This window comes from Streptomyces sp. ISL-96 (genome assembly GCF_018614035.1).
GTDB lineage: Bacteria > Actinomycetota > Actinomycetes > Streptomycetales > Streptomycetaceae > Streptomyces.
In genome coordinates, this window is record NZ_JAGGPA010000019.1 from 36,385 (window position 1) to 61,702 (window position 25,318).

At 70.6% G+C, this 25,318-nt stretch carries 19 protein-coding genes and 1 pseudogene; 9 read left to right on the forward strand and 11 right to left on the reverse strand.

Annotated elements, in window-relative coordinates; all coding sequences use genetic code 11:
• Positions 1-145: 145 nt before the first annotated feature.
• The 6 genes and pseudogenes from J7E96_RS12955 to J7E96_RS12980 form a co-directional block, all read right to left on the reverse strand.
• Positions 146-1,534, reverse strand: a pseudogene (locus tag J7E96_RS12955) (alpha-amylase family protein); the annotation flags it as partial.
• Positions 1,535-1,929: 395 nt separating this feature from the next.
• Positions 1,930-2,967, reverse strand: a complete 1,038-nt coding sequence (locus J7E96_RS12960) for a LacI family DNA-binding transcriptional regulator (RefSeq protein WP_215130709.1) — start codon at positions 2,965-2,967, stop codon at positions 1,930-1,932.
• Positions 2,952-4,631 (reverse strand): glycoside hydrolase family 13 protein, encoded by a 1,680-nt coding sequence (locus J7E96_RS12965; protein WP_215130756.1) that lies wholly within the window; start codon positions 4,629-4,631, stop codon positions 2,952-2,954. The genes J7E96_RS12960 and J7E96_RS12965 overlap by 16 nt, the downstream gene beginning before the upstream one ends.
• 90 nt (positions 4,632-4,721) lie before the next feature.
• Positions 4,722-5,594, reverse strand: coding sequence for a carbohydrate ABC transporter permease (locus J7E96_RS12970; protein ID WP_251069837.1), 873 nt, complete (start codon positions 5,592-5,594; stop codon positions 4,722-4,724).
• Positions 5,588-6,598 carry a carbohydrate ABC transporter permease gene (locus J7E96_RS12975; protein ID WP_215130713.1) on the reverse strand — a complete coding sequence of 337 codons (1,011 nt, stop codon included), beginning with the start codon at positions 6,596-6,598 and terminating at the stop codon, positions 5,588-5,590. Before J7E96_RS12975 ends, J7E96_RS12970 begins: the two co-directional genes overlap by 7 nt.
• Positions 6,599-6,617: 19 nt before the next feature.
• Complete coding sequence (locus J7E96_RS12980; RefSeq protein ID WP_215130715.1) at positions 6,618-7,892, reverse strand: extracellular solute-binding protein; 1,275 nt, start codon at positions 7,890-7,892, stop codon at positions 6,618-6,620.
• Between the two features lie 309 nt (positions 7,893-8,201).
• On the opposite strand from J7E96_RS12980, the gene J7E96_RS12985 reads away from it, so the two are divergent.
• The 3 genes from J7E96_RS12985 to J7E96_RS12995 all read left to right on the forward strand — a co-directional run bounded on the left by J7E96_RS12985 (position 8,202) and on the right by J7E96_RS12995 (position 11,874).
• Complete coding sequence (locus tag J7E96_RS12985) at positions 8,202-9,827, forward strand: glycoside hydrolase family 13 protein (RefSeq protein WP_215130717.1); 1,626 nt, start codon at positions 8,202-8,204, stop codon at positions 9,825-9,827.
• A 25-nt stretch (positions 9,828-9,852) separates the two neighbouring features.
• Positions 9,853-10,872, forward strand: a complete 1,020-nt coding sequence (locus J7E96_RS12990) for a LacI family DNA-binding transcriptional regulator (RefSeq protein WP_215130719.1) — start codon at positions 9,853-9,855, stop codon at positions 10,870-10,872.
• Positions 10,873-10,977: 105 nt separating this feature from the next.
• Positions 10,978-11,874 (forward strand): phosphatase PAP2 family protein, encoded by an 897-nt coding sequence (locus J7E96_RS12995; RefSeq protein WP_215130721.1) that lies wholly within the window; start codon positions 10,978-10,980, stop codon positions 11,872-11,874.
• Positions 11,875-11,908: 34 nt separating this feature from the next.
• On the opposite strand, the gene J7E96_RS13000 is transcribed toward J7E96_RS12995, so the two are convergent.
• Together J7E96_RS13000 and J7E96_RS13005 are read right to left on the reverse strand one after the other, a co-directional pair.
• On the reverse strand, positions 11,909-13,486 hold the full coding sequence (locus J7E96_RS13000) for an amidohydrolase (RefSeq protein WP_215130723.1): 1,578 nt from the start codon (positions 13,484-13,486) through the stop codon (positions 11,909-11,911).
• Between the two features lie 15 nt (positions 13,487-13,501).
• On the reverse strand, positions 13,502-14,968 hold the full coding sequence (locus J7E96_RS13005; RefSeq protein ID WP_215130725.1) for an APC family permease: 1,467 nt from the start codon (positions 14,966-14,968) through the stop codon (positions 13,502-13,504).
• A 156-nt stretch (positions 14,969-15,124) separates the two neighbouring features.
• On the opposite strand from J7E96_RS13005, the gene J7E96_RS13010 reads away from it, so the two are divergent.
• Complete coding sequence (locus tag J7E96_RS13010) at positions 15,125-15,742, forward strand: TetR/AcrR family transcriptional regulator (RefSeq protein ID WP_215130727.1); 618 nt, start codon at positions 15,125-15,127, stop codon at positions 15,740-15,742.
• A gap of 136 nt (positions 15,743-15,878) precedes the next feature.
• On the opposite strand, the gene J7E96_RS13015 is transcribed toward J7E96_RS13010, so the two are convergent.
• Positions 15,879-18,878, reverse strand: coding sequence for a bifunctional [glutamine synthetase] adenylyltransferase/[glutamine synthetase]-adenylyl-L-tyrosine phosphorylase (locus tag J7E96_RS13015; protein WP_215130729.1), 3,000 nt, complete (start codon positions 18,876-18,878; stop codon positions 15,879-15,881).
• Between the two features lie 338 nt (positions 18,879-19,216).
• Here J7E96_RS13015 and J7E96_RS38150 point away from each other — a divergent pair, with 338 nt between their 5' ends.
• Positions 19,217-21,538, forward strand: coding sequence for a PIG-L family deacetylase (locus J7E96_RS38150; RefSeq protein WP_215130731.1), 2,322 nt, complete (start codon positions 19,217-19,219; stop codon positions 21,536-21,538).
• Between the two features lie 77 nt (positions 21,539-21,615).
• Positions 21,616-22,131: a pyridoxamine 5'-phosphate oxidase family protein gene (locus J7E96_RS13025; RefSeq protein ID WP_215130733.1), complete on the forward strand. Its 516-nt coding sequence runs from the start codon at positions 21,616-21,618 to the stop codon at positions 22,129-22,131.
• 25 nt (positions 22,132-22,156) lie between these two features.
• On the opposite strand, the gene J7E96_RS13030 is transcribed toward J7E96_RS13025, so the two are convergent.
• On the reverse strand, positions 22,157-22,603 hold the full coding sequence (locus J7E96_RS13030; protein WP_215130735.1) for an SRPBCC family protein: 447 nt from the start codon (positions 22,601-22,603) through the stop codon (positions 22,157-22,159).
• A gap of 30 nt (positions 22,604-22,633) precedes the next feature.
• Positions 22,634-23,347, reverse strand: coding sequence for a class I SAM-dependent methyltransferase (locus J7E96_RS13035; RefSeq protein ID WP_215130737.1), 714 nt, complete (start codon positions 23,345-23,347; stop codon positions 22,634-22,636).
• 62 nt (positions 23,348-23,409) lie between these two features.
• Between J7E96_RS13035 and J7E96_RS13040 the strand changes: the two genes are divergently transcribed.
• The 3 genes from J7E96_RS13040 (at position 23,410) to J7E96_RS13050 (ending at position 25,282) form a co-directional block, all read left to right on the forward strand.
• On the forward strand, positions 23,410-24,615 hold the full coding sequence (locus tag J7E96_RS13040; RefSeq protein WP_215130739.1) for a helix-turn-helix domain-containing protein: 1,206 nt from the start codon (positions 23,410-23,412) through the stop codon (positions 24,613-24,615).
• A 170-nt stretch (positions 24,616-24,785) separates the two neighbouring features.
• The gene (locus J7E96_RS13045) at positions 24,786-25,085 is read left to right on the forward strand and encodes a hypothetical protein (protein WP_215130741.1); all 300 of its coding nucleotides are present in this window, start codon (positions 24,786-24,788) and stop codon (positions 25,083-25,085) included.
• Positions 25,082-25,282: a hypothetical protein gene (locus J7E96_RS13050; RefSeq protein ID WP_215130761.1), complete on the forward strand. Its 201-nt coding sequence runs from the start codon at positions 25,082-25,084 to the stop codon at positions 25,280-25,282. The genes J7E96_RS13045 and J7E96_RS13050 overlap by 4 nt, the downstream gene beginning before the upstream one ends.
• The last annotated feature ends 36 nt before the right edge of the window (positions 25,283-25,318 follow it).

The window sequence follows — 25,318 nt, forward strand, 5'->3', positions numbered from 1 at the left end:
CCCCCGGGCCACTCCAGCCCGTCCGGCGCTTGAGGACCGGGGGCTGGGGCAGCGCCCCAGGGTCGGGAAGGGGCGGGTAGGGGAACAGCGCCGCAGGCAGCCCGCGCCGCCGCGTGCCCGCGCCCGCACCCGGATCACGCCGTCAGCCGCCGCACGTCCGCGCGTTCACATGCAGTGCCACCGCCGTATTCGCCCCCAGCGTCGCCGTGAACCGCCCCGCCCCGTCGACCGTCACCACCCGGTTCGACTGGACGTCGCAGTACGAGCCGGCCGGCAGCCCCGTCTGGAAGGTGCGGGTCAGCGACCCGCCCTCGTGGTTGATCGCCACGTACGCCTTGGCGCCACGGCCGAACGCGATCTGGTCGCCGCCGTTGTCCCACCAGTTCGTGACGCTCTGGCCCCGCGCCGCGTTCCGGAAGGCGACCATGTTCTTGATCTCCGGCCAGTTGTGCTGGCACTTCCACCCGTCGCTCCAGCACGCGTTCACCGTCCCGCCGTTGGGCGGACCCGCGTCCCTGTCGGACCACTCGTAGCCGGAGTGGACATCCGGCGAGCCGTACGGCCATGCCAGCATGAAGACATTGGCCAGCGTGTAGTTCGCGCCGTCCTTGTAGCTGAGGGTGTCGCCGCCGCGCTCCGTGTCGTGGTTGTCCACGAAGACGGCGGACTTCCCGCTCTCCATGTAGCCCCAGCCCTCCCCGTAGTTCTTCAGGTAGGCCAGGTTCTCGTTGTTGAAGACCCGCTTCAGGTCACGGGCGTACCGGAACTCCTGCACATCGCCCGACCCCAGATACTCGCTCGGCGAGACCGCCTCGCCCGCGCCGTGGATGGCTTCGTGCTTCCAGTACACGCCCGGATCGCTCAGCCGGGACTTGATGTCGGCGAGGTCCGCCGCCGGCATGTGTTTGGCCGCGTCGATCCGGAAGCCGTCGACGCCCAGCGACAGCAGGTCGTTGAGGTACGTCGCGATCCGGCCGCGCACGTAGTCCTCGCCCGTGTCCAGATCGGCGAGCCCGACGAGCTCGCAGTTCTGTACGTTGCCCCGGTCGCCGTAGTTCGTGATCTGGGAGCGGCAGTCGTCCAGGTCCGCGCCCGAGTAGGTGCCGGGGTAGTTGTACTTCTCGTACGACGAGCCGCCGGTGCCGGTCCCGTTGCCGGCCGCCAGGTGGTTGATGACGCTGTCGGCCACGACCTTCACGCCCGCCGCGTGGCAGGCGCTGACCATGTTCGCGAACGCGGTGCGGTCACCGAGCCGTCCCGCGATCTTGTAGCTCACGGGCTGGTACGACGTCCACCACTGGCTGCCCTGGATGTGCTCCTGCGGCGGGGATACCTGGACGAAGCCGTAGCCGGCCGGTCCGAGGGTCCGCGTGCACTCCTTGGCGACCGAGTCGAACTTCCACTCGAAGAGGACGGCGGTGACGTCCTTGTCGCCGGGCGGGGCCGCCTGAGCGGTGCCCGTGGGACCCACGAGCAGCCCCGCTCCGGCGGTGAGGGCGAGGGCGAGTGCGGCAGAGAAAGGTCTGCGAGCCATTGTTTCCTCCTGCATGGGGGGAGGTGCGGGTGCGACGGTGCAGCCTCGCGCGGCAACGCGCCTTGCCCTCAAGGCCTGAATGTTCTTGCAGCAATAGTTGAAAAGTTGCTGCGCGGCAGACCGTACGAGCCCTCATCAGCGCGGTCAACCCTTGCGACACAGTCCGATAACCTGCGGGAAATCTGCCAGATTTCTTCTTGCAATCTCTTTCGCAAGGTCTTGCGCAGCTGTTACGTTCTTCTCGACTCCGGCTCGGCCGGCCGGGGGTCCCGGCACGTCCGGGCCCCACGCGCCCGTCCGGCCGGGTCGGGTACGACAGGGGGCTTTCCCCGGACCGTTGAATCCCCGCGGCCCGACCTGGGCAGGCCGGGGGACTCCCCCTGCCGCCCGCTCCGCTACGCGCGCCTCTGCGCCGTGGAGCCCCGAACCACCAGCTCCGGCTGGAACACGTACTCCGTACGCTGCACCGGGCTTCCGCCCAGCTCCTCCAGCAGCGCGCCGACCGCCGCCGTCGCCATCGCCTGCACCGGCTGGCGCACCGTGGTCAGCGGCGGGTCGGTGAAGGCGATCAGCTGCGAGTCGTCGAAGCCGACCACCGAGATGTCGTCCGGGACGTCCAGGCCGCGCTCGCGCACCGCCCGCACCACGCCCAGCGCCATCATGTCGCTGCCGCAGACGATGCCCGTGCACCCCGCGTCGAGCAGCGCGCCGGCCGCGGCCTGGCCGCCCTCGACGCTGAACAGCGTGTGCTGGACGAGGAGTTCCGCGTCGGCCCGCGATGTCCGCAGCGCGCTGCCGAGCGCGTCGACGAAACCCTCCCGTTTGCGGCGGGAGGGGACGTACCGCTGCGGGCCGACCGCGAGGCCGATCCGCTCGTGTCCGAGTTCGGCGAGGTGCGTGACCGCCATCCGCATCGCCGCATGGTCGTCCGGTGACACGAAGGGCGCGCTGATCGCCTCGTTGTAGCCGTTGATGAGGACGTACGGGACCCCGCGCGCCGCCAGCCGCTCGTAGCGCGCGGGGTCGGACGACAGGTCGGCGTGCAGCCCGGACAGGAAGACGATGCCGCCGACGTCCCGCTCCACCAGCTGCTCGACCAGCTCGTCCTCGGTGACCCCGCCCGGCAGTTGGGTGCAGAGCACCGGCGTGTAGCCGTGCCCTGCCAGGACCTGCTCGACGACCTGGGCGAACGCCGGGAAGATCGGGTTGGTCAGCTCCGGCGTGACCAGCCCGATCAGACCCGCGCTGCGCCGCCGCAGCCGCACCGGGCGTTCGTACCCGAGCACGTCGAGCGCCGCGAGCACCCGCTGACGCGTGGTGTCGGCGACGCCCGGCTTGCCGTTGAGTACCCGGCTCACGGTGGCCTCACTGACGGAGGCGTGCTCCGCGATGTGCGCCAGCCGCGGCGCGGGAACGGTCACACCGTCCACCACACCGTGGTGTCGGCCGGCAGGTCGAAGTCGCCTTCCGTGTAGGTGACTTCGCCGCTGGCGAGCAGGATGCGGCCGGGCGCGGGGATGCGTACCGCCGTGCCCGTGGTGTTGACCGTGCAGACGAAGCCCTCGCGGGCGAGGGCCACCACGCCCTCGGGCGCGTCCAGCCAGGCCACCTCCGTGCCCGCGCCAAGGCCGGGGTGTTCGCGGCGTACGGCCAGTGCCGAGCGGTACAGCTCCAGGGTCGACGCCGGGTCCCCGCTCTGCGTCTCGACGCTCAGCTCGCCCCAGCCGGCCGGCTGCGGCAGCCAGCTGCCGCCCGTACCGAAGCCGTGGGACGGCCCCCCGGCCGTCCATGGGATCGGCACCCTGCACCCGTCGCGGAAGCCGTCCTGGCCCTCCGCGCGGAAGAACGACGGGTCCTGGCGGGCCGCGTCGGGCAGGTCGGTGACGTCGGGCAGGCCGAGCTCCTCGCCCTGGTAAATGTACGCCGATCCGGGCAGCGCCAGCATCAGCAGCGTCGCCGCGCGGGCCCGGCGCAGGCCGAGCTCGCGGTCGCCGGGGGTACGGATCTGGGTGCCGAGGCCCGGCGGGTTGGCGAACCGGGTCGCGTGGCGGGTCACGTCGTGGTTGGACAGGACCCAGGTCGCGGGCGCGTCGACCGGGCGCATCGCGGCGAGTGATACGTCGATGACCTCGCGCAGCGCGGCGGCGTCCCAGTCGGTGCCCAGGTACTGGAAGTTGAAGGCCTGGTGCAGCTCGTCGGGGCGCACGTAGTTGGCCGTACGCTCCACCGTCGGCGTCCACGCCTCGGCCACGCCGATGCGCTCGCCGGGGTACTCGTCGAGGATCTGCCGCCAGGAGCGGTAGATCTCGTGGACGCCGTCCTGGTCGAAGAAGGGCATCACGTCATTGCCGAGCAGCTTCAGCTGGTCGTGGCTGCCGAGGTCGGGAAGGCCTTCCGCCTTGACCAGGCCGTGCGCCACGTCGATACGGAATCCGTCCACGCCCATGTCGAGCCAGAAGCGGAGGATGGAGCGGAACTCGTCGGCGACGGCCGGGTGTTCCCAGTTGAAGTCGGGTTGCTCGGGCGCGAAGAGGTGCAGGTACCAGTCTCCGGGCGTGCCGTCGGGGTTGGCGGTGCGCGTCCAGGCGGGGCCGCCGAAGATGGACTCCCAGTCGTTCGGGGGGAGTTCACCGGCTTCCCCCTTGCCCGGCCTGAAGTGGTAGCGGTCGCGCAGGGCGGAGCCCGGGCCCTCCTTGAGTGCGCGCTTGAACCACTCGTGCTGGTCGGAGGAGTGGTTGGGCACCAGGTCGACGATGATGCGCAGGCCCAGGTCGTGGGCGTCGCGTATCAGGGCGTCGGCGTCGAGGAGGGTGCCGAACATGGGGTCGATGGCCCGGTAGTCGGCGACGTCGTAGCCGGCGTCGGCCTGCGGCGACGCGTAGAAGGGGCTGAGCCAGACGGCGTCGACGCCGAGGTCCCGGAGGTACGGGAGGCGGCGGCGTACTCCTTCGAGGTCGCCCATGCCGTCGCCGTTGCCGTCGGCGAAACTGCGCGGATAGACCTGGTAGATCACCGCGTCACGCCACCAGCCGGTGTGCCGGTCTTCAGTGCTGGGGCCACTGGTGGGGGCGGTGGGAGCAGCGAGGTGCTGGGTCATGTCGTCCCTGGAAGTCATGGGGTGGGAGCGGCGCCGGGTCCGGTGTGCGGGCCCCGGCGCCGCCGACGTATACGGAGAAGGAGAAGGCGGTCAGCCCTTTACGGCCCCGGCGGACACACCCGTCACCAGGTGGCGCTGGGCGAAAAGGAACACCAGCGCGGCCGGGATGGCGATGAGCACGGAGGCGGCGGCCATCGGGCCCCACTGGGCGCCGTACTGGTTGACGAACTTCTGGAGGCCGCCCGCGAGGGTCAGGTTCTCGTCGCCGACCATGAAGGCGGAGGCGTACGCCACTTCGCCCCAGGCGGTGACGAAGGAGTAGAAGGCGGTCACCGCGATGCCGGGCTTGGCGAGCGGCAGGATGAGCCGCCAGAAGGTGCCGAACGGGGTGAGGCCGTCGACCTGCCCCGATTCGTCGATCTCGCGCGGGATGGTGTCGAAGAAGCCCTTCATCATCCAGGCGCAGAACGGCACGGCGATCGTGAGGTAGGTGATCACCAGGCCGACCGGCTGGTTGAGCAGGCCCATGCTCGACATGATGTTGTAGATCGGCACGATCAGGACCGCGACCGGGAACATCTGGGTGATGAGCAGGGTCCACATCAGGCCGCGCTTGCCGGGGAAGCGGAAGCGGCTGACGGCGTAGCCGGTGGTGGCGGCGACGAAGACACCGACGACCGTGGTCAGGCCGGCGACGAGCAGCGAGTTGGCGAACCAGGTGAGGAACGGGGTGTCGTTCAGCAGGTTCGTGTAGTTGGCGAGCGTCGTGTCTTTGATGAAGTCGGTGCTGGTCGCGTACGCCGCGGGCTTGAGCGAGGTCAGCAGCACCCACAGCACGGGGAACACGGCGATCACCGACGCCACGACGAGCGTGACGTGCAGGGCGACCGAGGCCAGCGGGGAGCGCCGGCCCCGCAGCGGGGCGTTCGGCGTGGCGGAGGTAAGGGGGGCAGTGGTCACCAGACATCTCCCTGCTTGCGGAGCACTCGCCGGTAGACCGCGGCGAAGAACATCAGGAGGATCAGGATCAGTACGCCCCAGGTGGAGGACTGCGCGAAGTCGCGGGGGCTGATCTCGAAGGAGAACTTGAACGCCTGGGTGACCAGGATCTGGGTGGCTTCGCCGGGTCCGCCGCGCGTCAGCAGGAAGATCACCGGGAACATGTTGAAGGTCCAGATCGTGCTCAGCAGGATCACGGTGGAGCTGACCGGGCGCAGTCCCGGCAGGGTGATGTGGAGAAAGCGCTGCCAGGCGTTGGCGCCGTCCATCTCGGCGGCTTCGTACTGCGCGCTGTCGATGGACTGGAGGCCGCCGAGGAGGGCGACCATCATGAACGGCACGCCGAGCCACACGTTGACGGCGATGACCGAGATCTTCGCCATCGTCGGGTCGTTCAGCCACGGCACCGCGTCGATGCCGCCGCCGGCCAGGATGCGGTTCAGGAAGCCGCGGTCCTCGTTGTAGAGGAAGCGCCAGGCGAAGACGGAGACGAAGCCGGGGATGGCCCACGGCAGGATCAGCATCATCCGGTAGAAGGACCGGCCCGCGATCCTGCGGTTGAGGATGTTCGCGAGGCCCAGGCCCAGCAGGAACGTGACGCTGACGCAGGAGACCGTCCACACCAGTGTCCAGCCGAGGGTGCCGAGGAACTGGTCGCCGGTGAGCGCGTCGGCGTAGTTGTCCAGGCCCACGAACTCGTAGGTCGCGGGCATGTGGTTGACGCCGATGCTGCGCTCGACGTTGCGCTCGTTGGCGTCGGTCATCGACAGGTAGATCCCGCGGAACAGCGGGTACCCGATGATCACGCCGATCACGATCACCACGGGGGCGACCATGGTCCAGGCGTACCAGTGGGTCGAGAGCGACCGCCGGAGCTTGCCCGGCGTGTTACCAGCACCGCGGCTGGGGCCGCGGGCGACGTCGTCGCCCGCGGCCTTCGCCACCGACTGGCTGGTGTGGACAGCCATCAGTCGGCCTGCCTTCCTGTTACTTCCAGCCCTTGAGGAGCTTGCGGTACTGGTCGCCGGTGGTCTTGGCGCCCTTCTCCGGGGTGGTCTGGCCGGTGAGGACCTTGGTGTACTCGGTCACCAGCGGCGCGAAGAGGCTGCCGGTCTCCGGGATCCACGGGCGCTCGACGGCCTTGTCGACGACGGGCTTGAAGAAGCCGACGATCTGGTTGCCGGAGACGTCCGGCTGGGAGTAGACCGAGGTACGGGTCGGGAGCAGGCTCAGCTCCTTGGCGACCAGGCCCTGGCTCTCGGCGGAGGTCATGTACTCGCTGAAGGCGTACGAGGCTTCCAGGTTCTTGGAGCCCGCGTAGACGGCGAGGTTGTGGCCGCCCTGCGGGGCGCCCTGGCCCTTGCTGCCGGCCGGGACCGTGGTGATGCCCAGGTTGGCCTTGTCCTTGAACTCCTTGCCGGCGTACGTGTCGGCGACGGCCCACGGGCCGTTGATCATCATGGCGACCTTGCCGTCCTTGAACGCCGACTGCATGTTCTCCCAGCCGTCGGTGGCGTCCGTCTTCGCGGCGCCGGAGTCGACGAGCTCCTTGACGACCTTCAGCGCCTTGACGCCGGGCTCCTTGTCGACCGTGACGCTCTTGCTCTTGGCGTCGACCAGGTCGCCGCCCTCGCCGTAGAGGAAGGACAGGAACCAGTACGCGTCGTCGCCGCGCAGGTAGAGGCCGGTCTTGCCGGTCTTGTCCTTGATCTTCTTCGAGACGGTCTTCAGCTCGTCGATGCTCTTGGGCACCTCGACGCCGGCGTCCTTGAAGATCTTCTCGTTGTAGAAGAGGCCCATCGAGTCGATGACCTGCGGCACCGCGTACGTCTTGCCGTTGTACTTCGTGCTGGCCGCGGCCTGCGCCAGGAAGTCCTTGTCGTTCTTCAGCGCGGCCGTGCCGTCCAGCGGGGCCAGGTAACCGAGGTCCGCGAACTCGGGGGTCCAGGCCACCTCGGAGCGGATCACGTCGGGGGCGCCGGAGCCGGACTGGGCGGCGTTCTTGAACTTGTTCTGCGCCTCACCGAACGGCACGTTGACGTACTTCACGTCGACGTCCGGGTGCTTCTTCTCGAAGCCTTCCGCCAGCTTCTTGAAGACCTTGTCCTCACTGCCGACGGTGGAGGTGTCCCACCAGGTGACGGTGCCGGACAGCTTGCCCGAAGCCTTCTTGTCACCGGTGCCACCGTCGTCTGTGCCGCATGCGGTCGCCGCGAGCGCCAGGGTCGCGACCAGGGCGGTGGCCGTTATGCCACGTCGCATCTGAACTCCTTCAACTGCCGAACCGCTCCGTCGCGGCGCCGGGTCGTCGAGGAACGTAACAAGGATGAAAGAAGACCGAAAGAGCTTGCGATGATTTTCCGCAAGAGCAGCCGATCGTTACATCGGCGTGTCCTCACAGTTGCCGTCGAAGCCCTTGTCAGCCAGTGCGCGCAGGGGTTAACGGCCTTGCTGCCCGATCTGCAAGCACTACCGCAAGGACTTGCAGCCCTGTTACTTTCGAGGTGCACCAGCGTTGATCCCGTAGACCGACCCAGGACCGGCCCGCCCCCGTATACGAGAGGGATCTTCATGACGCAGGAGCTCGCACCCACCCGGACGGCCCCGGAGCGCGGCTGGTGGCGCGACGCCGTCATCTATCAGGTGTACGTGCGCTCCTTCGCCGACAGCGACGGCGACGGCATCGGCGATCTGCGCGGCATCCGCGAACGCCTGCCGCATGTGGCCGCGCTGGGCGCCGACGCGGTCTGGCTGACGCCCTTCTACGCCTCGCCCCAGGCCGACGGCGGTTACGACGTGGCCGACTACCGCACCGTGGACCCGATCTTCGGCACCCTCGACGACGCCGCCGAACTGATCAACACGGCGCACGACTTGAACCTGCGCGTGATCGTCGACGTCGTCCCGAACCACACCTCCGACCGGCACGCGTGGTTCCGCGCCGCACTGGCCGACCAGCAGGGCGGCCCGGCCCGCGAGCGCTACCACTTCCATCCCGGCCGGGGCGCGAACGGCGAGCTCCCGCCCAACGACTGGGAGTCGGTCTTCGGCGGCCCGGCCTGGACCCGCACCCCCGACGGCGACTGGTACCTGCACCTCTTCGCGCCCGAGCAGCCCGACCTCAACTGGCACAGCCCCGAGGTCCACGAGGAATTCGACTCGATCCTGCGCTTCTGGCTTGGCCTGGGCGTGGACGGCTTCCGCGTCGATGTCGCCCACGGCATGGTCAAGGCCGAGGGCCTGCCCGACATCGGCGCCCGCGAGCAGGCCAAGATGATCGGCACCCAGGTCCTGCCGTTCTTCGACCAGGACGGCGTCCACGACATCCACCGCTCCTGGCGCAGACTGCTCGACTCGTACGACGGCGAGCGCATCGGCGTCGCCGAGGCGTGGGCCCCCACCCCCGAGCGCCTCGCCCTGTACGTACGCCCCGACGAGCTGCACCAGGCGTTCAACTTCCAGTTCCTGAACTGTCCGTGGGACGCCCAGGCGATGCGCGCGGTGATCGAGACGTCGCTGGCCGCGACCACCCTCGTCGGCGCCCCCACCACCTGGGTCCTGTCCAACCACGACGTGGTCCGCCACCTCACCCGGTACGGCGGCGGGGACGACGCCCTGGGCCTTCGCCGGGCCCGCGCCGCCGCGCTGCTCATGCTGGCGCTGCCCGGTTCGGCGTACCTCTACCAGGGCGAGGAGCTGGGTCTGCCCGAGGTCACCGACCTGCCCGACCAGGTCCGCCAGGATCCGTCCTTCTTCCGCAGCGACGGCCAGGACGGCCTGCGCGACGGATCGAGGGTGCCGATGCCGTGGTCGGGCGACGCACCGCCGTACGGCTTCTCCCCCGAGGGCGCCGCCCCGTCCTGGCTGCCGCAGCCCGACACCTGGAAGATCCTGACCGCAGAGGCCCAGACCGGGGACCCGCAGTCCACCCTGGAGCTCTACCGCTCGGCCCTCGCGCTGCGCCGCGAACTCCCGGGCCTGGGCGACGGCCCGATGGACTGGGAGCAGGCCCCCGGCGGCTACCCCGACGGCCTGCTGATCTTCAGCCGCCCCGGCTTCGTCTGCACCCTCAACACCACACGCCGCCCCGCCGAACTCCCCACCCCGGGCCGCCTGCTGATCGCATCCGCAACCCCGTCGATCGACGGCGATACGGTCACTCTCCCGCCCGATTCCTGCGCTTGGTGGGCAATCTGACATGCGCCCGGTACAGTCCACTCCCATGACCGCACGGCTTGCCGACATCGCAGCCCAGGCGGGGGTCAGTGAAGCGACGGTCAGCCGCGTGCTCAACGGCAAACCGGGGGTTGCCGCGGCCACCCGCGAATCCGTACTTGCCGCGCTCGACGTCCTCGGATACGAGCGTCCTGTCCGCCTGCGCAGGCGCAGCGCGGGACTGGTCGGCCTCATAACCCCCGAGCTCGAAAACCCGATCTTCCCGGCCCTGGCCCAGGTCATCGGCCAGGGCCTGACGCGTCAGGGCTACACCCCGGTCCTCGCCACCCAGACCCCTGGCGGCTCCACCGAGGACGAGCTCACCGAGATGCTGGTGGACCGGGGCGTCTCCGGCATCATCTTCGTCTCCGGGCTCCACGCGGACACCACGGCCGACATGCAGCGTTACGAGCAGCTGCGCGCCCAGGGTGTTCCCTTCGTCCTGGTCAACGGCTTCTCGCCGAAGGTGCAGGCGCCCTTCATCTCCCCCGACGACCGGGCGGCGATGCGGCTGGCCGTGACGCACCTGGCGTCGCTGGGCCACACCGCGATCGGCCTGGCCGTCGGCCCGAAGCGGTTCGTTCCCGTACTCCGCAAGATCGAGGGATTCCGCGCCGCCATGCAGGAGCGGCTGGGCCTCACCCCCGAGGAGACGGAGGAGCTGATCCAGCACTCCCTCTACACCCTGGAGGGCGGCCAGGCCGCCGCCTCCGCCCTGATCGAGCGCGGATGCACGGCGATCGTCTGCGCCAGCGACATGATGGCGCTGGGCGCGATCCGGGCCGCCCGCCGGCTCGGTCTGGACGTACCGCGTGAGGTGTCGGTGGTCGGTTTCGACGATTCGCCGCTCATAGCGTTCACCGACCCTCCGTTGACCACCATCAGACAGCCGGTGACGGCGATGGGCCAGGCCGCGGTCCGTACGCTCCTCGAAGAGGTCGGCGGCACACCGGCGCCGCACAGCGAGTTCGTCTTCATGCCCGAACTGGTAGTACGCGGTTCAACCGCTTCGGGACCGCGTCCTTAGCAGTCCCGAGCAATCCTCGGCAATCCATAGCACGCAGCACGTGCATGCGTCACCCGATCGGAGGATGATCGGAAGGGTGGTGCGCATCTGGCAGACTCTCTCCACATGGGTGACGCGACCGTGAAGACGCTGGAAGGCCGGACGGCCACCGATCCCTCACCCATTGCGGAGGACGAGGAGCAGCAGCCGTCCGCACGGTCCGCTGCTCTCAAGAGGTTGCGCGCGCCGCGCCACCCGCGCATCTGGTTCGAAATCCTGCTGATCGCGGTCAGTTACTGGACGTACTCGCTGATCCGCAACGCCGTGCCGGAGCAGAAGGGCGCGGCCCTGCGCAACGCGGACTGGATCTGGCGGGCGGAGCAGAGTCTGGGAATCGCGGTCGAGGAGACGGTCAACCGGGCCGTCAACTCGGTGACATGGCTGATCGTGTCCATGAACTACTACTACGCGACCCTGCACTTCATCGTCACCGTCGGTGTGCTGGTCTGGCTTTTCCGCCGCCATCCCGGGCGTTACGCCGCGACCCGCCTCGTCCTCTTCGCGACTACGGGCATCGCCCTGCTCGGCTACTACCTGTACCCGCTGGCGCCGCCGCGCCTGATGAACGGGCGCAACTTCATCGACACGGTCCTGGTGCACCAGACCTGGGGCTCGATGGCTTCCGGCAACTTCAAGAACATGTCGAACCAGTACGCCGCGATGCCTTCCATGCACATCGGCTGGTCCCTGTGGTGCGGCGTGACGATCTTCGCCCTGGCCTCCATCCCGTGGGTGAAGGTCCTCGGCCTCCTCTACCCGACGGCAACGCTGGTCGTGATCGTCGCCACCGCCAACCACTTCTGGCTGGACGCGGTCGGCGGCATGCTCTGCCTGGGCTTCGGCTACGCCCTCAGCCGCACCTGGTACGGCCGGCTCCCGCACCACCTGCCGAAGGTGGTGGCGGAGGACGTCTCCCGCCCCCGGACGGGCCGCCGCCGGCTGTGGCCGGTGCGGGCACAGTAGGCGAGGACTTCGGGAAGGGGCGGGTAGGGGAACCTCAGCCCCGGTGCGTGATCCTGCCGCCGGTTACGGTCAGACGTACCGGCGCCTGCGCCACCTCATCGGCCGGAGCCTCGACGGGGTCCAGGCCCAGGGCCGTGAGATCGGCCCGGAGGCCAACGGCGATACGCCCCGATGCCCCCTGTTCACCGCCCGCCACCGCCGCATGCGTCGTACAGCCCTCCAGAGCCATCAGGCCGCTCAGCGAGCGCCCCGCCTCCGCCGCGCCGCGCGGCGCACGGGCGGTCGCCAGCACCTGACGGGCGTCGTAGTGAGCGATGGGCCAGTCCGAGCCAAGGGCCAGAACCGCGCCCGCGTCCCGCAGATCGCGGCAGCGCCACGCACGCACCGCCCGCTCGTCACCGAGCCGCTTCGACCATTCGTCGGTGTGGTCGGCGCGGGTGTACGCGGTGTGCGGCGGCTGCATCGAGGCGATCACACCGAGCGCCGCGAAGCGGGCGATCTGGTCCTCGGGGAGGGTTTCGATGTGCTCGATGCGGTGGCGCAGACGACCGCTCGCACCCAGCGCTTCCACGGTGTCCAGGACATGACGCACAGCCGCGTCACCGATGGCGTGGGTGGCCGTGCGTACGCCCGCCGCGTGGAGGTGGCGCACCGCCTCGCTGTACGCCGCCGGGTCCGGCCAGAACGCCTCCGTCCCCTGGCCGTGGCAGTCCGCGTGCTCCAGCCACGCGGTGCCGCCCTCGACCGTGCCGTCCATGAAGAACTTGACGCCGCCGACGCGCCACAGGCGGCCTGACTCCTTCTGCAGGGCGACAAGTCCGTCGAGGTCGGCGGCGTCCGCGCCCGGCATGCACCACGGGGCGAGGAGGAGCCGTACGGGAAGGTCGCCCGTCTCCTCGACCGCGGCGAGCAGCTCCAGGGAGTCGCCGCCGAGGTCCATGACATGGGCTCCGGTCAGGCCGGTGGCGGCCATCGCGGAGAGCAGCTCCCCCAGGCGGGCGCGGCGCTCGGTGTACGACGGCCTGGGCGCCACGGCGTACACGAGGTCCATGGCAGCGTGCTCGATGAGGTGCCCGGTGGGACGGCCGTCGGTGTCGCAGACGATCTCGGAACGCTGCGCGAAAGTACGCGGCCCGGTGATTCCGGCGGCCTGGAGTGCGGCGCCGTTGACGAGGGCCGAGTGTCCGTCGTACAGCCGGATGAAGGTGGGGGCGCCGGCGAGCGCGTCCTCGATGAGGGCGCGGTCGACGGGCCGGCCGCCGAAGGCATTGTGGTCGAGGCCGAAGGCGACGATCCAGCCGCCCTCGTCGCGTTCGGCGCCCGCGAGGGCGGCGCGGAGCGCGTCGAGGTCGCGTACGGCGGAGAGATCGAGCCCGGTGGACATCTCCAGGCCCCACACGGGGTGGCTGTGGCTGTCGACGAGGCCGGGGGTGAGGGTCGCCCCGGTGAGGTCGACGGTTTCGGTGCCGGGCCCGCGCCAGTCCCGTACGTCCGACGCGTCGCCGACGGCGGCGATCAGTCCGTTCCGTACGGCGACGGCGGTCGCTTCGGGGCGGGTGGGGTCGAGGGTGCGGACGCGGGCCCCGGTGAGGATGAGATCGGCTTCAGGCACGTTCTTGCGCTTCCTTTACTCGGTGGGTTCGGCGGCGAAGTCCGCGTACACCTCGGGCCTGCTGCGGCGCAGGCGCAGGGCGATGGCGATGCCCATGAGGAAGACGGCGGGCACGACCGCGACGAGAGTGATGTTGATGGCCGGGGTGGCGCCCGTGAAGAGCTCGACGTTCGTTGCCACCAGGTAGAGGGCGACGGTGAGCAGCACGGTGGCCACGGCCGGGGCGATGGTGGTGCGCCAGATGTTCTCGGTGTGGCTGATGTGCCGGAAGAAGAACGGCACGGCGATCGCGGCGAGCAGTTGCAGCGCCATCAGGCCGATCATGCCGGGGGTGTTCACCCACAGCAGCAGCTCCGTGTACGGGTCAGCCCCGGCCAGCGCGAAGCCGAGGACGACGACCAGGCCCAGCGCGGTCTGCGCGGCTCCGGCGAGGTAGGGCGAGCGGTGGCGGTGGTGGACCTTGCCCATCGCGGCGGGCAGGACGCCTTCCTCGGCGAGGGAGAGCCCGTACCGGTTGATGGCGTTGTGGAAGGCGAGGAGGGACGCGATGACGCTGGAGACGATGAGGATGTGCATCAGATCCGCGGCCCAGCCGCCGACGTACGTGGTGATGGCGGTGAAGAAGAGCCCGCCGGCGTCGTCGGTGGCGGCCTGGACGACCTTGGCGGAGCCGTACGCCTGGATGACCGTCCAGACGACGAAGGCGTAGAAGAGGCCGAGGAAGCCGACGGCGATGTAGGTGGCGCGCGGGACCGTACGGCCGGGATCGCGGGCCTCGCGGCGGTAGATGGCCGTGGATTCGAAGCCGGTGAACGCGGCGAAGGCCATGGCGAGTACGGCGACCATGCCGGGCCCGGCCATGTTGCCGGGGGTGAAGGAGTCGGCGGAGAGCCCGTGCGCGCCGCCCTCAAGGAGAACGCCTCCCGCCAGCAGCACCAGAATCCCGGTCTCGGCGAGGAGCAGTACGCCGAGGACCTTGGCGCCGAAGTCGATGGACCGGTAGCCGAGGTACCAGACCAGCAGGAGCCCGGCGAGGGACACGGGGAGCCACGGTATGTCGATGCCCCAGAGGGACTTGGCGGTGTCCTGGGTGGCGCTGCCGAGCAGGCCGTAGACGCCGATCTCCATGCCGTTGTAGCCGATCATGGCGAGCAGCGCGGCGCCCATGCCGACGGGGCGGCCGAGGCCCCGGGTGATGTACGCGTAGAAACCGCCGCCGTGCCGGACGTACCGCGTCATGGCGGTGAACCCGACGGCGAAGACGGCGAGCGTGATGCCGGCCATCAGGTAGCCGGCCAGGGCGCCGACGCCGCCGAGCATGATGGCGAGGGGGGCGACGCCGGCCATGACGGTGAGCGGGGCGGCGGCCGAGACGACGAAGAAGACGATGTCCGAGGGGCCGAGGGTGGCGCGGCGGAGGGTGGGCGTCGGCTCGGCGGCTGGCCCGGTTCTCTCCGGGGAGGTCTTGGGGGTCACAGACATGCGGGGACAGGCCCTTCTGCGGCAGGCGGGGAGGCAGGGGCGACACGACCGTCACACCGAAAACCTAAAGGCTTTCGGTTTTCGGTTTCGGGCAATGTAGCCTCCCGACGGGGATCCGGGAAGACCTGACATTGACCTGAGATTGAGGGGACCGACATGGGCCGGCCGCGCACACCGCTCCTGGACCGGGAGCGCATCGCCACGACGGCGCTGGAGCTCGTCGACGAGCAGGGCGAGTTCAGCGTCCCGCAGATCGCGCGGCGGCTGGGGGTACAGACGGGGTCGGTCTACCACCATGTGGAGGGCCGCGACGGGATCGTCGAGCTGCTGCGCATACGGGTCGCCTCCGCCATCGACGCCTCGACCCTGGAGCTGGAGCCTTGGGACGCGGCGCTGGCCGCCTGGGCCCGCTCGTACCGCGCGGCGTTCGCCGCCCACCCGCGGGCGATCCCGCTGCTCATGACCTCGCCGGTGCGCGCGCCGAAGGTTCTCGACCAGTACGAGCGCGCGGTACGGCTGCTGCTGGACGCGGGCTTCGGGACGGCGGACGTGATGGCCGTGATCAGCGCGCTGGAGAACCTGGTGCTGGGCTCCGCGCTGGACATGGCGGCGCCGGAGACGATGTGGGAACTCCCGGACGAGACGGCGACACCGGACCTGGCCCTCGCCCTGGCGGCGGCGGGCCCGAACCGCACGCACGCGGCGTTCGACTTGGCCCTGGAGGGCTTCATCGCGCACTGCCGTCGCCTGTTGGGCGGCGGCGCCTCTGCCTAGAGGCAACTGCTACGCACCACTTCCGTGCGACTACTTGGGAAGTGGGAGATCTTGCGGGCATTGGTTGTGATGCGGGCCCGAAGTGGACCGCCGCCCTGGACGCGCGCACATCCGTACGCACTGGGCGAGTTAGCCCTCAGGCCCCGTAGAACAGCTCCTCGGCGACCGCCCGCGCCCGTCGCGTCGTGCGCCGGTAGTCGTCGAGCATGTCGCCGACATGGCCCGCCTCGTACCCCAAGTACCGCGCCACCGCCCCCAGTTCACGCCCGTCCGACGGAAACGTGTCGCCCGCCCTCCCCCGCACCAGCATCACCGCGTTGCGCACCCGCGTCGCCAGTACCCACGCCTCGTCGAGCACCGCCGCGTCGTCCGCCGCGATGAGGTCCGCCGTCCGGGCGGCGGCCAGCGCCTCGCGCGTGCGGGGGGTCCGCAGGCCCGGCTCCGCCGCGCCGTGCCGCATCTGCAGCAGCTGGACCGTCCACTCGACGTCGCTCAGCCCGCCGCGCCCCAGCTTCGCGTGCAGCGTCGGATCCGCCCCGCGCGGCATCCGCTCGGACTCCATGCGCGCCTTGAGCCGCCGGATGTCGCGCACCGCGTCCTCGCCGAGCCCTGCCCGCGGATACCGCAGCGGATCGACCAGCTCGACGAACCGCCGGCCGAGCTCCGCGTCCCCCGCCATCGGCTCCGCGCGCAGCAGCGCCTGGCTCTCCCAGACCAGCGACCACCGCCGGTAGTACGCCGCGTAGGAGGCGAGCGTACGCACCATCGGGCCGCTCTTGCCCTCCGGCCGCAGGTCCGCGTCGATCAGCAACGGCGGGTCAGAAGTAGGGAGTTGGAGCAGGCGCCGCATCTCCGCGACGACCGTGTTCGCCGCCTGCGCCGCCTCCTGCTCGCCCACGCCGTCCCACGGCTCGTGCACGAAAAGCACGTCCGCGTCGGAGCCGTAGCCCAGCTCGTGGCCGCCGAAGCGCCCCATCCCGATCACCGCGAACCGCGTCGGCAGCCTGTCCCCCCACCGCTCCCGCACCACGGCCCGCAGGGCGCCCGCCAGTGTGGCGGCGTTCAGGTCGGTCAGGGCGTTGCCGACGCGGTCGACGAGTGCGCCCGGGTCCGGTTCCGCCGGGCTCTCCTCGGTTCCGTACGATCCGATGATGTCGCCCGCGGCGGTACGGAACAGCTCCCGCCGCCGCACCCCGCGCGCCGCCGCCACCGCCGCCTCCGCGCCGTCCGCACGCCCGACAGCGGCCAGCACCTCCTGCTCCAGATGCGCCCGCCCGCGCGGCTTCAGCCCTTCGGGGTCGCCGAGCAGCGCCACCGCCTCCGGAGCCCGCAGCAGCAGATCGGGGGCGAGCCGCCCGGCCGACAGGACCCGCGCCAGATTCTCCGCCGCCGCCCCCTCGTCCCGCAGCAGCCGCAGGTACCACGGCGTCTTGCCCAGCGCGTCGGACACCTTCCGGAACCCGAGCAGGCCGGCATCCGGGTCGGCGGAGTCCGCGAACCACCCCAGCAGCACCGGCAGCAGCGTCCGCTGGATGGCCGCCTTGCGCGTCACGCCGGACGACAGCGCCTCCAGATGCCGCAGCGCGGCGGCCGGATCGGCGTACCCCAGGGCCTCCAGGCGCTGTCCGGCCGCCTTCGGGCTGAGCCGGATCTCGCCGGGCGCGAGCTGCGCGACCGCGTCGAGCAGTGGCCGGTAGAAGATCTTCTCGTGCAGCCGGCGCACCACCGCGGCGTGCCGCTTCCATGCCCGGTCGAGCTGCCGGACGGGTTCCGTGCGCAGCCCGAGCGAGCGCCCGAGCCGCCGCAGATCGGCCTCGTCCTGCGGCACGAGGTGCGTGCGGCGCAGCCGGTACAGCTGGATGCGGTGCTCCATGGCGCGCAGGAAGCGGTACGCCTCGTCGAGCTGCACGGCGTCCGCCCGCCCCACGTACCCGCCGGCCGACAGCGCCTTCAGCGCGCCGAGCGTCGAGCCCTGGTGCAGGGTCGCGTCACTCCTCCCATGCACCAGCTGCAACAGCTGCACCGCGAACTCGACGTCGCGCAGCCCGCCCGGCCCCAGCTTCAGCTCGCGGTCGATCTGCGCGGCCGGGATGTTGTCGACGACGCGGCGGCGCATCTTCTGTACGTCGGACACGAAGTTGTCCCGCTCGGCGGCCTGCCACACGAGCGGCGACACGGCCTTGACGTACGCCTCGCCCAGCGCCAGGTCACCGGCCACCGCCCGCGCCTTGAGCAGCGCCTGGAACTCCCACGTCTTGGCCCACCGCTGGTAGTACGCGAGGTGGCTGGACAGCGTCCGTACCAGCGGCCCATTGCGCCCCTCGGGCCTCAGGTTCGCGTCGACCGGCCAGATCGTGCCCTCGATGTTCGTCTCGGAGCAGATCCGCATGAGGTGGGAGGCGAGCCGGGTCGCGGCGCGCAGCGCGTGGTCCTCCTCGGCTCCCTGCGCCGCCCCCTCCACCGGCTCCGCCACGAAGATCACGTCCACGTCGGAGACGTAGTTCAGCTCGTGCCCGCCGCACTTGCCCATCGCGACGACCGCGAGCCGGCACACCGCGGCGTCCTCCGGAGCGGCCTTGCGGGCGATGGTGAGCGCGGCGCGCAGGGTCGCCGTCGCCAGGTCGGCCAGCTCGGCGGCCGCCTGCGCGACATCCGTCGTACCGCACACATCGCGCGCCGCGATCGACAGCAGGCACCGCCGGTACGCGACCCGCAGCGACACCGGGTCGGTGGCCTCGGCGAGACCCCGCTCGAACTCCGCGACTCCGGGATGAAGATCCGCCGCCTCGTACGTGACGAGCGCGTGCCAGTCGCGCGGATGCCGCGCCAGATGATCACCGAGCGCCTCGGACGCGCCGAGCACACCGAGCAGCCGGTCGCGCAGCGGCTTGGCGGTGACGAGGGTGTCGAGGAAGACGCGCCGCTCGTCTTCGCCCTGGGCCTCTGCGAGCCGTACGAGCCCGAGGAGCGCCAGATCGGGATCGGCGGTCGCGCCGAGCGCGTCGAGGAGCACCGGGTCGTTGCGTACGGCGGCCAGCTCAGGCGCGCCGAGCAGCCGCTCGGCGGCGGACGGATCGGTGAAACCGTGCCTCAGCAGCCGAGTGAAGGTGCTGCTCCTGCGCCCCGGCGCCGACATTCTGCCTCCCGCTCCGGCCGATCCCACGGTCCGTACACCTGTCCGTACAACCGTCCGGTCAAGGTCCGGCTCCCGAGCCTATCCGCAGGAGCAGCGGGACGGCCCGCGGCCCGGCTGCCGGGAGAGCTGTGACGAATACGACGGATGTGACGGATGTGACGGAGAAGCCCAGTGAGATCCGCAACATCACGGGTTCCGGGAGCCGATGAACCGGATCCCACGTGAAACCCTCTTCACTTCTGCTCCACAGTCAGCGCGATGATCAGCGCCGTCCTGGGCGCACCACATCTCGTACGCAGCACCACCACACACCGCCGCACACCGAAAGCACCGTTCCTATGCCGCCCAGGGCCCGTAGTACGTTCCGCCTGCCGCGCCGCAGCCTGCCCAGCGTCGTCCTCGCGACCCTGCTGCTGACGGTGACGGGCATCCAGCTCGCCGGTCCCGCTGGTCCGCTCGCGGACTCCGGTTCCGGGGCGGCGGCCACGACGGTGACGGCCGAAAAGCCGGACGCGGCGGTGGCGGCCGTGCCGGTCCGCGCAGGCGCGGAGTCCGTGGTGCAGATCGTCTCCCACCCGGACGACGACCTGTTCTTCATGAACCCCGACCTCAGCCAGTCCATACGCACCGGCAAGCGCCTGACCTCCGTCTACCTGACGGCGGGCGAGGCGGACGGCGTCAACTCCTTCCGCGGCGGCGCGAACGAAGGCGTCCCGCTCCCCGCGCCCGACAAGGAGCGGTACGCCGAGGCCCGGCAGAACGGCATACGTGCCGCGTACGCCGAGATGGCCACCGGCGACCGCACCAGCCCCTGGCAGCGCTCCGCGATCCGTACCGACGGCGGCGGCTGGGCCGAGCTCGACACGCTGAAGGCGCGCCCCGAGGTGAGCCTGGTCTGGCTCCAGCTGCACGAGGCGGGCGCCAGCGCCGCGAACCGGCCGCACAGCCTGCACGGGCTGTGGGACGGCCAGGTGGCCGCGCTGGAGTCGGAGCTGTCGTCGGACACCCCGGTGACGGAGAACTTCTCGTACACCAAGGAGCAGGTCGTCCAGACCATCTCCGGGCTGCTGAAGCGCTTCCAGCCGACGTTCGTACGGATGCTCGACCCGACGAACGGCCGTGAGTCCACGCCGCGCATGCTGCCCGACCACCAGGACCACATGTACGGCGCCAGGTTCGCCCAGCTGGCGCTCACCGAGTACGGCAAGAGCGGCGACCGCCCGCACTTCACCGTCCAGAACTACCTGGGCTACCTCAACGGCAGCCTGCCGCACGTCCTGGGCCCGGAGGCGGTGCGGGAGAAGCTGGACACGCTGAAGACGTACGCCTGGACCGAGTACCCGGACAACTACTGCGACGCGGAGGCCGGCTGCGGCGACCGCAAGGTGGCGGGGCGGCCGACGGGCCCCGGCTGGGTGTACGGCATCCGCCACTCGCGCAACAACAGCACCTCGTGGCTCCAGAGCGGCGCGCGCGAGGGCGAGCTGTGGGCGTTCTCGGTACTGGACACGCGCCTCGCGGTCTGGCACCGCGAGCCGGGCAAGCAGGCCGGGACCGGTTCGGGATCCGGGACCAGCACCGGCACCGGGGCCGGGGCCGGCACCAGCGCCGGGGCCGCAGCCCAGCCCGCAGCCCACCCCGCGTCCGATCGCGCGTCCCGGCCGGCGTCCAATGGCGCCTCCCAGCCCGCATGGACCGGTCCGACGCTGCTCGGCGGAACCGGCCTGGACAGCGGCATCACATCCGAGAAGCTGCCCGACGGCCGAATAGCCCTCTTCGGCACCCGCACCTCCTTTGAGGGCCCGGTCGGCTACCGCCGCGATGTCGTCACCGCCGTGCAGCGCACCGTGGGCGGTCCTTTCGGCCTCTGGCAGTCACTCGGTATGCCGCAGTCCGCCCAGGCGCCCGATTCCCTGGACATCAGCGCCCCGGCCGTGACGGTCGACCGCGAGGGCCTGGCGACGGTCTACCTCCGCGACGGCGGCCACGCACTCAGCTCGCGTACGCAGCTCCCCGGCGGAAGCTGGACCCCGTGGCGGGCGCTGGGCGGCCGACAGCTGTTCGGCGACCCGACAGCGGCCCTCGACAGCGCGGGCCGCGCCTACGTCTTCGCGCAGACCCTCACCTCGACCGTCGTCTGGACCCAGGACGCGCCCAGCGCCCCGATGCGCGGCCCGGTTCCCACCGCGCTGCCCGCGACCCCGGTGCCGCCGACCGCCCACCCGGACGGCGACGGCGTACGCCTGTACTTCCGCAAGCCGGGCTCCGGCGCCGTCCTCTCCGCCCGGTTCGCCGCCGGGCCACCCGGCGGCGCGGTGACCGCCGCGGCTCCCGCTGCCGAAGTCACCGACCTGGGCGGCCGGGCCGGCTTCGGCCCGGTGAGCGCCACGGAGACGCTGCTGGCCGCCCGCGACGGATCCGGAAGGCTCGGCACGGCGGCGCTGCCCCTGCCCCCGGGCTCGACCGGCGTACCCCGCTGGAACCAGGGCAACTTCCTCTTCGGCGGAGCCCCCGCGTCCACCACCGACCCGACTGGCAACACCTCCGTCGCGGCGGTGGCGCTGGACGGCCGCCTCTACTGGACCGGCCAGGGCGCCTCCGCCTGGCAGCCGGTGGGCCGGGCGCCGGTCACGACCAGCCCGGTGACCGACGTCCGCTGAGTTTCGCTCGTGGGCACGGTCTGTCTTCCTAAGAGGTAAGGAACGGACAGACAGACCGCGAGCGAGAGGCAAGCACCATGGAGGACCACACTCCGGAACCGGAGACCCGGCTGGACGCCCGCTACAGCGAGAAGGACGCGACCCCGACCGCCTGGTCCGACGCGATGCCGCAGCTGGAGCAGGCCGAGCTGTTCTGGCTGACGACCGTACGCCCGGACGGCCGCCCGCACGTCACTCCGCTGCTCGCCGTCTGGCAGGACGACGCGCTGTATTTCTGCACGGGCCCGGCGGAACGCAAGGCGAAGAACCTCGCCGCCAACCCGCACGTCGTCCTGACCACGGGCGCGAACACCCTGCGCGAGGGCTTCGACCTGGTGGTCGAGGGCAAGGCGACCCGGGAGACGGACGAATCGCGACTGCGTCGCCTGGCCGCGGCGTACGAGACGAAGTACGGCCCGGACTGGCACTTCGACGTACGCGACGGAGCGTTCTACGGCGAGGGCGACCGGGCGGTGGTATTCCGCGTCGCCCCATCAACGGCCTTCGGCTTCGGCAAGGGCGTCTACAGCCAGACCCGCTGGCTCTTCAGCTGACCAAAAGACCGAGTGGAGACCGAGTTCAGCCGCTCCGCTCGAGCACCCTCTTCAGGTTCTGCTCGTTCCGCGGCAACTCCTTGGTCACCTGCGGGCGTACGACGAGCGGAACGAGCAGCTTTCCGATCCCGTGCCCTTCGAAGTCCAGGGACAACGTCAGGCGCGAGCGCTCGCCGTCGCCGAGGGGCTCGATCGTGCCGGTCACGTCCCCTCTGACGGGGCCGTCGATACCGTGCATGTGCCAGCTCCTCGGGGCTTCCAGCTCGTCCACCTCCATGGTCATCGGGATCTCCCGGCGACCGATCCGCCGGGTCACCACGAATTGCGATCCCACGCCGAGCGGCGCGTCACCCACCGGTCGTACGGACACCGCGTTCTCCTGCCATTCGGGCAGGTGCGAAGCGTTGGTCACGTAGGCGAAGACGTCTTCAGGGCGGCGCGCTATGTCGACGGCTTCCTTGATCGCTGACATCTTTTCCCCTTCCTACCCTTCATGGTGCTATCACCCAAATGATCCCACTCGACTGACAGCCGTACCAGACCCACCGGGCCTCAGCACCAGCGTGAGAAACCCGAAGCAGCCGCGATACCCGTGCAGCCACTGCGACCGGTGCCGGTCCGCCGCCGCGAGGGCCTCCTGGCTGTGCGGGTCGCCAGGGTGGTCGAGGGCCCATTCGGCGAGGGCTCCCGTCCAGTGCCACTCGTAGTCGTCCGGCTCCTGGCGCGTGCTGATGTGCCCGAACACGGGAGTCCAGCCGTCCGCGACCACGCGATCCACAGTGCTCGACAGATCCTCGTACTCCCCGAGCAGCTGCCGCGCCTCGGCGCTGGGTTCCGCCTCCCAGTACGCGTCACCGACAAGCACCCGCCCGCCCGGCGCGAGATGCCTGCGGGCCGAGGCGAGCGTGCCCATCAGCCCGCCAAAGGCATGCGTGGCCCCCACACTCACCACCACATCGAAGCCCCGCTCCGAAGGGAACGCCCCGGCATCCTCCTCCCGCAGCACCAGCCGCTGCCCGACCCCACGCCCGTCGGCCTGCTCCCGCGCCTCCGCCAGAGCGTCCGCCGATACGTCCGGCCGTCGCCTCCGGATGCGCGCGGAGCGTAAGATGTCGCGCGGCCCGGATCCGTCCAGGGCCGTGGAGCGTCTGCCGGATCGCGCCGAGGTACCAGTCCCGATACCTGGCCCAAAGGGCGACCAGGGAACCCCCGGCAAGCCCTGCCGCCCACTCTCTGTCGGGCGTAGCGTGGACAGCCAGTCCTCTGGCGGGGGTACACATGAACACGACCATCGGCGACCGCATCCGTTCGTTGCGGGAGTTCCGCGACGTCACCCAGGAGCAGCTCGCCCAGCGCGCCGGCGTCTCTGTGGACACCGTCCGCAAGCTGGAGCAGGGCATCCGGCAGTCCGCGCGCATCAACACGCTGCGGTCGCTCGCGCGCGCCCTCGACGTGCAGCTTGAGCGCCTGGTAGGACAGCCCACCGTGACCCAAGAGCTATCGGACGACGGCGGCCTCCTCGCCCTGCGCGACGCGATCCAGGACATCGGTGTCCTCCCCGGCGTACTCGCAGACGACAACCTGGAGGACCCGCCCGACGAGTCCGCGTGGGTCGACTCGGCGAAGGCCGCCACCGGCATGTACTGGCGGGGCGACTACTCCCGCCTGTCCGGGATGCTGCCCCTGATACTCCGCGACGGCCAGGCCGTAGCGCGGGAGGCCGGTACCGACCGGGTGTGGCAACAACTCGCCCTGGCCTATCAGCTCGCCGCGTCCCTCTGCACCCAGGCGGGGCATCCCGACTGGGCATTCGCCGCCGTGGAGAAGCAGCTCGCCGCCGCCGAGAAGGCATCGGACCCGCTCATGTCAGGCATGGGCGTCTCCACCCTGTCATGGGTCCTGCTGCGGCAAGGCAGGTGGGAGCAGGCACAGGCCGTCGCCGAACGTAAGGCGGACGCGCTGGAGCCCAGCTTCCGCAAGTCGACGCCGGCGCAACTCGCCGTATACGGCAACCTATTGCTGGCCGCTGCCACACCCGCCGCCCGACGGGACCAGCGCAACGATGCAGAGGAACTGCTCAACCTCGCCGAGACGGCAGCTGTCCGCTCCGGCCCCGTCCGCGTGTACGGAAGCGCATTCTCCGTCACCGATGTTCAGACGCAGCAGGTGAACATCGCGCTGGCCGGTCGGAACAACCAGCCGGCCGCGGCGCTCGCCCTGGCAGAGCGCGTGGACCTCGACGCGATCACCCGCCCCGTGCACGCCGCCGCTCACCGTGTCGATGTCGCCCAGGCCCGCTACCAGGTGGGTGACCTCGACGGCGCCTTGGCGGACCTCCTTGCGGTGGAGGAGCAGCAGCCGGAGTGGATCCGCTTTCAGGCCCTGGCTGCTGCCACAGTTCGGGAGATGCTGGAGGCGGAGCGGCGACGGAACACGTCCTTGCGTAGCCTCGCCGCGCGCCTCGGCGTAGACCCTTCCCTGTAGGGGCTAGGACAACTTGTCCTAGCTGGGCGGCAATTGACGGGCCGACTGGTGCACTACGTCACTGGGCTGTGATCGCGCATATTCATAGCGTGATCTGCATGAGGCGGCACCGGCCCCACTCCGTCAGAGACAGGCCGGTGCCGCTCCCATCGCAGCCCAGGGAGTCGAACTTGAGCACCGTCGCCAGGGACCTACCCCGCATCGAGACCCTGTCCCAGAGCCAGCAGCGCGGCGTGGACTGCGTCTTCTGCGGCATCACCCTCACCCCCCGTACGGCCGTCGACCTCGGCCCCCGGCGGCTACGCATCCTCGGCCACGTCACCCACTGGTATCCGCGCGCCTGCGGACACCATCCCGTGATGGCTGAGTACCTGGCTTTGATCGTCCACACCCAGGACTGCCCAACCTGTCTCGACGGGTGCGCGACCGGTGATCGGCTGCGGCGGGCAGACCGCGAGGCAAGGCGATGACACGGTGCCCCAAGGGTGACCACGACTTCCCCGAAGAGGACGACCAGAGCGCCTACTGCCCGGAGCACGGCGTGACCCTGCTCTGGCGCGGTGACCCCATTACCGAGGACGACCTCGTGCGCGACGCGCCGTCGCGTTCCCCACGGCGAACCATCGGCTTGGAGGCCGCCCCTTCGGCTACGGCGGCAAACCCCTAAGCCCCCGCCTCGGCTGCTACGCCCCTGGACAGGTCG